Annotated in this window: 8 protein-coding genes, 1 tRNA gene and 1 pseudogene; 1 reads left to right on the top strand and 9 read right to left on the bottom strand. The window is 58.3% G+C overall.

What is annotated here, in order from left to right:
- Positions 1 to 135: 135 nt before the first annotated feature.
- Positions 136 to 786: pseudogene (locus CS919_RS10560) on the top strand (IS3 family transposase); the annotation flags it as partial.
- A 737-nt stretch (positions 787 to 1,523) separates the two neighbouring features.
- Here the strand turns inward: CS919_RS10560 and CS919_RS10555 are convergent.
- From CS919_RS10555 to CS919_RS10510, 9 genes are all read right to left on the bottom strand, one after another.
- Positions 1,524 to 2,474: a replication protein RepA gene (locus CS919_RS10555; RefSeq protein WP_099299418.1), complete on the bottom strand. Its 951-nt coding sequence runs from the start codon at positions 2,472 to 2,474 to the stop codon at positions 1,524 to 1,526.
- Positions 2,475 to 2,794: 320 nt separating this feature from the next.
- Positions 2,795 to 3,118 (bottom strand): thioredoxin, encoded by a 324-nt coding sequence (gene trxA / locus CS919_RS10545; protein WP_099299417.1) that lies wholly within the window; start codon positions 3,116 to 3,118, stop codon positions 2,795 to 2,797.
- 94 nt (positions 3,119 to 3,212) lie between these two features.
- Complete coding sequence (locus tag CS919_RS10540; protein WP_200818378.1) at positions 3,213 to 3,836, bottom strand: CueP family metal-binding protein; 624 nt, start codon at positions 3,834 to 3,836, stop codon at positions 3,213 to 3,215.
- 120 nt (positions 3,837 to 3,956) lie between these two features.
- Entirely contained in the window at positions 3,957 to 4,898 is a 942-nt protein-coding gene (locus CS919_RS10535) for a cation diffusion facilitator family transporter (protein ID WP_070478530.1), read from the bottom strand.
- 2 nt (positions 4,899 to 4,900) lie between these two features.
- Positions 4,901 to 5,290 (bottom strand): ArsR/SmtB family transcription factor, encoded by a 390-nt coding sequence (locus CS919_RS10530; RefSeq protein WP_070478528.1) that lies wholly within the window; start codon positions 5,288 to 5,290, stop codon positions 4,901 to 4,903.
- Positions 5,291 to 5,430: 140 nt separating this feature from the next.
- A tRNA-Cys gene (locus CS919_RS10525) sits at positions 5,431 to 5,504 on the bottom strand.
- Between the two features lie 15 nt (positions 5,505 to 5,519).
- Entirely contained in the window at positions 5,520 to 5,984 is a 465-nt protein-coding gene (locus tag CS919_RS10520; protein ID WP_228073733.1) for a carboxymuconolactone decarboxylase family protein, read from the bottom strand.
- Positions 5,985 to 6,051: 67 nt separating this feature from the next.
- Positions 6,052 to 6,231, bottom strand: coding sequence for a hypothetical protein (locus CS919_RS10515; RefSeq protein ID WP_099299416.1), 180 nt, complete (start codon positions 6,229 to 6,231; stop codon positions 6,052 to 6,054).
- Between the two features lie 41 nt (positions 6,232 to 6,272).
- Positions 6,273 to 6,677, bottom strand: a complete 405-nt coding sequence (locus tag CS919_RS10510) for a DUF8185 domain-containing protein (protein ID WP_473938815.1) — start codon at positions 6,675 to 6,677, stop codon at positions 6,273 to 6,275.
- Positions 6,678 to 6,954 lie beyond the last annotated feature (277 nt).

Raw genomic sequence — 6,954 nt, 5'->3', positions numbered from 1 at the left:
AGGTTCTCTGCCAGGATACGGTCCTCGACGAGGCGGACCACGCGGTCCTTCGCATCCTGGTCAAATTTCTTTGGCATGTTCCAGATTTTCCCATCTACTCAGACGGAACAAAACCTGGGGCACTTCATTTCCCCGATCAATCACAAGAAAGTCGCACGCATCATGAAAAACATGGGGCTAAAAGGCTTTAGCAAACGGCGTCGATGCATCACCACCAGGCGCAAGCCTGGTCACCGTGTCATGCCAGATCTAGTAGGCCGTACATTCACAGCTGACGAGCCGAACCGTGTGTATGTCGGCGACATTACCTACCTGCCCTGTAAGGGTGGCAAGAACATGTATTTGGCCACAGTCATTGACACCTATTCACGGAAACTTGCAGGTTATGCACTCGCAGACCACATGCGTGTCTCGTTGGTCATTGATGCTCTAGCCCACGCACATGGTGTGCGTGGAAGTCTTGACGGGGCCATTTTTCATTCCGATCACGGCAGCGTGTACACCTCACAAGCGTTTAGAAAATACTGCTCGTCGCTGGGTGTACGCCAATCCATGGGAGCGGTAGGAACGAGTGCCGATAATGCCCTGGCAGAATCATTTAACGCCACCCTAAAACGTGAAGTGCTGCGTGATCGGAAAATCTTTGACAATCCGATAACCTGCCGGCAGGAAGTCTTCCGGTGGTGCATGCGCTACAACACGCGCAGACGACACTCCTGGTGCAACCTTCTAGCCCCCGATGACTTCGAAGCACTCACATCAGCTACACTGACCCAAGCAGCATAGATAACCCCCGACGTGTCCACTTTCCGGGGGTCAGGCCCTTCCTATTAGCAGTCTGGAGTATGTCACTGCCTTCGGTGGCATCACCCCCCGGATCATTTTCAGACAGGGACGAAAACAAGCCATACCGAAGCCAGCGACTAGTTCCACTGCCACAAGGCAGAAGGAACGCAGATAAACATAACCTGCCCCAGCATGGGGCTAGGAGTACGAATCCTGGGCCCCTTCAAGCGGAACTGCCAACAACGTAATGGGGAGGGAGCGGTCTACAAACTATTCTGCGGAGCTTCGACAAAAGTAACAAGGGCGTGCCCACTCCAGTGAGCATTGACAGTAAGGATGAAATTATTGGGGTTCCTTTGTGAGAGTTCTCTTTAAAGATTCTTTGGTTATCTGTAGTCCTGGAGGCTGTGGTCAGTGAGTAGTCCAGGTTGTCTCGGTGGCAACCAAATCTTTGATTTGGGCGGCAGCACAACCGAACGTTAGTGAGGGCGTGAGCCACGATGGAATCTTATTTACTAGTTAGCGTTAGCGTTGACTGGTTGGTTTACCCCTGCTGGATATAGTTCTACAGTTTATAGTTATAAGCGACCAGGGGAAATAGATAAAATCCCAGTTCAAGCCCTGTGGATAACTGCTTGGATATTGGTAAATATGCGCAGCCGTATTGGTAAATATGCGCAGCCTGACCAGGGCATAAAGAAAGCGCCCACAAGGGGGCGCTCACTCGTTGATGAGTATTAATCCAGCTGCGGACGTGGCGGTTTTTTCTCAACTGAGGGAGATGTCTTAGTGACGGTGACTCCATCGAGGTCGGCTTTTATTCCACAATTACGCCATATCGCCTGAACATCGTGGATGGCTTTCTTGATTTCGTTGCGGAAGTTCACCCAGTCTTGCCCTGATACTAGCTCTTTGGTGGCGAAGCTTTGTGCCATCATGTCCCAGGTAAAAAGGTAGGAGTCTCGGTTGTTTTTGCTAAGCCAAAACTGCTTGACCGTTAGCCAGATATAAATGTCCATTGACCGTGGCTTGGTGAGCTGGCGTAGTACAGCAAGGTCGATAGGGATGGGGGCTTCGACAATGTGCTGGAAAAATTGTGGCGTGAGTTTGATGTAGGACTCGATGAAGCTTCCCTGATTAGGGTCGCGTGCATCAAACCATAAGTCCCATTCATCCATAATTTGAGTGTGTTTACCACGTGCGCGTACGCCATCGTCCTCTTTGACGGTCACGCGAGCATCAGCCAGGCGCAATAATTGCTCGCGGATATTGGCCAAGTTCCCTGTTGCGCCACCTGTGCCGCGTCCAGTTACTCCGATGGCTTGGAGGAAGTGGTTCATGGAGTGTCCGAGAGGGATGCGGACTGCTTGCTCAAGGTCTATTTTGCCTGCTTTGAGCTTTCCTGCGTTTTCCACGGCACGGGTGACGATGTAGGCCATGATTAGTCGGGGATATTTGCCGTAGGGCAATCCTCCATCGGCGTAGACAACGATTCGGCCTTGTGCTGTCTCTATGACTCGTTTTTCTTCGTCGGTCTTGCGGTATGGAAATAATGCTTGGACGAAGAGTTTGGATGTGTAGCCAATGTCTTGGGCGTTTATAAGTTCTTTTGCTTGATTAACTTCTCGGTCTTGGGCAGTCTTTTGGGCTGCTTGAAGCTGAGCAATTTTTTCTGGTGGCAGTGCCATGGAAGAATCCCTTTTCTGGTGACACTGCTTAACTTCTTGCAAACCGTGTATTTGGTGTATATGAACGAGGACAGAGGGCCACGCCCGTCGCCGGAGTTCGTGGAATGGCTTATGGATCTGCCAGTCAGATGGATTACCGACACGATGGGCGGACTGACTGCAAATCAGCAGAAGACCGCCTTCGGTAACGGGGTCCTGCCACTTCAAGCGCTCGTTGCACTGCGCAGTCTTGCATTACGTATGCAATCACGCTGAGTCGGGCGACCATCAACTGCCGCGCAACGGTCGGCGGAGTTCGGGAACGGTTCGACGGCCGAGCCTCAGATAATGCCTTCGAGGCGTTGCTCGATCTGCGGCTTCGGCATCGCCCCAATGATCTCGCGCACGATTTCACCCTTGTCGAAGACCTTCATCACAGGGATCGAACTGATGTTGTAGCGTGAGGCGATGTCGGGGTTCTCGTCGACATTGAGCTTGGCGATGAGGAGCTTTCCATCCTGCTCAGCTGCAATCTGGTCCAGGACCGGCGCGATCGCACGGCACGGGCCGCACCAGGCTGCCCAGAAGTCCACGAGAACGGGGACCTCGCTCTGGAGCACAACCTCTTCGAAGGCCTGGGTGTCGACGGTGGTGACTTCGCTCATGGGACTGCTTTCCTTCCTATTACACGTCGCGTGCGATAGACCGCGCGCACATCACAACACCCTACCCGGTGGGGGTATTCCCGTGGTGCTAGTTTTAGACCAGTCGCATCGTGGTCAGGCAGGTTTGCGCATCGTCGCCGACGGTCGAAAGTTCGGAGGTGACGGTCTGGCCGTCGTGGGTGATCGAGATCGATGTCTCGATGCCTCGGGGCAGCCAGATCCCGACGAAGCCGTTGTCGAGGGTTCTCAACTCCTCGTCGACGATCGTCTCGCCGGTCGTCGCATCCGTCACCGTTACGGCCACGTCTGCGTTGCGCAGCTCGCCCAGGCATCCGGTCGGGCTGTGGTAGTAGCAATCATGGGTCTGCGACCGATACGGGGCAACGGATACGTAGATCTCGTCACTGGGCAACCGCACCTCTGTCGCGTGCTCGTGCTGATCAGTGAGCGTGACCATCTCCGCAGTGATCGACGTGGTCAAGGTCTCCGTGCGATCGTCCAGCGGGATCGCATCGAGCGTTTCGACCAGCTCCCGCACGTCGAGGCCTTCGAGACCATTCTCGACAAGAATCTCGGCTCCGCTGGCCGAGGTGGCTGAGGTGGCTGAGGGTGAGTCGTTGGCGGCCGCGCATCCGGTGAGCAGGAAAGCGCCGATCACGACGGTGGTTGCAGCGGTTTTCTTCCCGCCGTACTTCGGCAATGACCTGAGGTTTTTCATGGGATTCCTTCTCGTGCCTGCCCGTGGTGCCAATTGGCCATAGTACCCCATAGGGGTAGTGCCTACCTGTGTGATGCGGAAGCGCCCCGCCCGGTACGAGCCCGGGAGGGGGCGCTGCGTTCAGTCGTGCTTGCTGACTTCCGGTTCATGTTCGGCAATGTGCTCGGTCTCGATCTGGAAGGTTGCGTGATGGACGGAGACCTCGAAGTGTCCTGCGACGCAGTCTTTGATCTCTTGGAGCATCTGGGCGGCATGACCGTCGGTGAAGCATTCGTCGTCGACGACGACGTGGGCGGTCAGGGTCGGTAGGCCGGTCGCCACAGTGGAGGCGTGCAGATCATGAACATCCTGGACGTGGTCGAGTTCGAGGATGTGTGAGCGGACTTTGTCGAGGTCGAGGCCCTTAGGAGTGAACTCCATGAGGACGCCGGTGGTCTCGCGCATCAGCTTGAACGCGCGAGGCACGATCAGGGTGGCGATGAACAGTCCGGCGATGGCGTCGGCCTGCATGAACCCGGTCGTGGAGATCACGATCGCCGCGATGATCACTCCGAGTGAGCCGAGGGCGTCGTTGAGGACTTCGAGGAACGCGGCACGCATGTTGAAGTTCGAACCGCGGCTGGAGGCGAGGATGGTGATGGCGATGATGTTCGCGACCAGGCCGATGATGCCGAAGATCAGCAGTTCGCTTGCGGGCACCTCCGGCGGCTCGAACAGTCGCCGGATTCCTTCGATGGCGGCGTACGTGCCCACCACCAGCAGCAGTGCCGACTGTCCGAGGGCTGCGATCACCTCGATACGTCGGAACCCCCAGGTGCGCTTGGAGTTGGCGGGCTTGAGCATCAGCGTCCCGGCGATCAGTGCGACCAGTAGGCCGACGGCATCGGTGATGGCATGGGCGGTGTCGGTTAGCAGTGCGAGGCTGCCGGTGATGACCGAGCCGATGGCCTGGGCGACGACGATCGTCGCGGTGATCGAGAATGCGATCCAGAGTTTCTTGCGGAAATCTCCAGGGTGCCCGGTCTCGCTGGCTGCGGGGCCGTGATTGTGTCCTGCGCCCATGTCTACTTCTTCTCCGTATCTGTCGCGTGGTGGGTATGTGGGAGTCGCAGGTGCGTGCAGAGCAGGGCCTGCGTGCCGGTGGCATCGAGGAGGCATTCGGCAGCGGCGACGAGGGTACGCAGGAGTTCGGGCTGTGTCAGCGAGTACCAGGTGGAGCGCCCTTCCGGGCGCATCGTCGCCAGGCCGCACTCAACGAGAAAGCCGACATGTTTGCTTACCGTGGACTGGGCCAGGCCCATGTGCTCGACCAGATCGCGGACCCGGTGCTCGCCCGAGGCGAGGTGCTGCACGATCGCCAACCTCGTCGGTTCTGCAAATGCCTGGAACAGGTGGGCGTACGCTGCTGTCGCCACCTCGTCGAGGGTTGCCCCCTCTTGTTGATTCATAGTCATATAGCGATTATATCGCTCTATGACGATATTGTCGAGTGTGATCTGTCGCTCGATGCGAAATGAAGCTCAGAGGTTCCGGCGCGCCCGAGGGTGGACTGCCCGCTTCCTGCGACGCGTGCCTTATTGGATTCGGCGGAAAGTGGAGGTGCCTACGGGACTCGAACCCGTGTACAAGGTTTTGCAGACCGCTGCCTATCCTCTCGGCCAAGGCGCCAAGTCGCCGGCAAGATCAGTCGCCCGGCGTGAGGCCGGCAACCAGGTTGAAGGCGCCGGTGAGAATGTTCAGCGACACGACCCCGACGACATCAGAGATCTCACGGTCGCTGTACCCGAACCCCCGAAGCTCGTCGATCTGCTCGTCGGTGATCGACGCAGGCTCACGGTAGACCTGGAGGCCGAGCGCGATCATCGCCGCGACCGGGCCGGTCATCGCCGTACCCTGCTGGGCGAGTGCGATCTCGTTATCGCTGACCCCGAGTGATCGTGCCGCGCTGATGTGCGAGGCCAGGCACATTCCGCATCCTTGCTGCGACTGCACGGCGATCGAAACGAGCTCGCTGACCTTGCGGTCGAGCTTGGCGCGACGCATGGCTTTGCTCAGCTGGAGATAACCGCCGAGCACCGCCGGGGAATGCGCCATCGTCGAGACCATGTCTCCGACCTCGCCGTGCCGCTCGACGAGATCGCCGAGCAAGTCTCGTGAGCTCCCCACTGCGGTCTCAGGGGTCAATCGGGAAAAACGGGGCATAATGCCTCCTTAGTCAGTTTGGTCGCGAGTTCGAGGTTGAACCCGCAGGGATGCGTTCCTGCTGCTGATGCCCGGCATGTACACCGGTCAATAGGTAGAAGTCGCCGGACTCGCGTTGCTGCCGACTCACGATCCCGGCCGCATCCAGGTGCGGTGTGTCATACGTGGCGTGCGCGTGTTCAGCCTCTCTCATAGTCACCAATCCTACCCTTTACCCCTATGGGGTATCAAGTATTATCCGATTGGTTTGAAGGACTCGGAGACGCGTGGCCGGGTGCGGCGGATTGAGGTGAGGCCAGAGACGACGGGTCCGCGCAGGAGTACGTGTCCAGTCGGAAGGGTCAACCGCGTCCAGCGGCCGGCGGTGGAGATCGCGGCCTCTCCTTCGGAGCTGAGGAACCCGAAGACGTAGGCGGCGAACGCGACGCCTTGTGGCAGCGACGCGAGGGCTGTGTCCGGGGTGCCCCAGACCATGCCCCGGATCTTGCGGGCGACATCGTCGCCGGGTTTGTCGGGAAGTGCTTGGGCCACGGCCTCGATGCCGGCACGGACGCTACGCATCAGCGTCAGACTGGACACGTCCGCAATGTATCTCCACCCGTGTTGTGGGGGTTCGACGCTGGTCCAAGCGGGTGCCAGCGAGGTCTCCGGCAGTTCGAGGGACAGGGGGTCGACGGTCGCGGTCAGGGTTTCGACGGTGACGTCGCACTGCAGCTCGGGGTCGGAATGGAGCGTGCGAAGGACGAGGATCGTAGGGGTGCGGTCGAGCGGACCACGGGGCGTTGGTACACCGCACTCATGCGCAGCAGCCCGGCCGCGGCCTGAGATGAGTATAAGAGCACGCAGATAAACATAACCTGCCCCAGCATGGGGCTAGGAGTACGAATCCTGGGCCCCTTCAAGCGGAACTGCCAAC

Source organism: Corynebacterium dentalis (assembly GCF_900232865.1).
In the GTDB taxonomy this organism is placed as follows: Bacteria; Actinomycetota; Actinomycetes; order Mycobacteriales; family Mycobacteriaceae; genus Corynebacterium; species Corynebacterium dentalis.
Note: the sequence above shows the minus strand (reverse complement) of the source record. Positions and strands in the feature narration are given on the sequence as shown.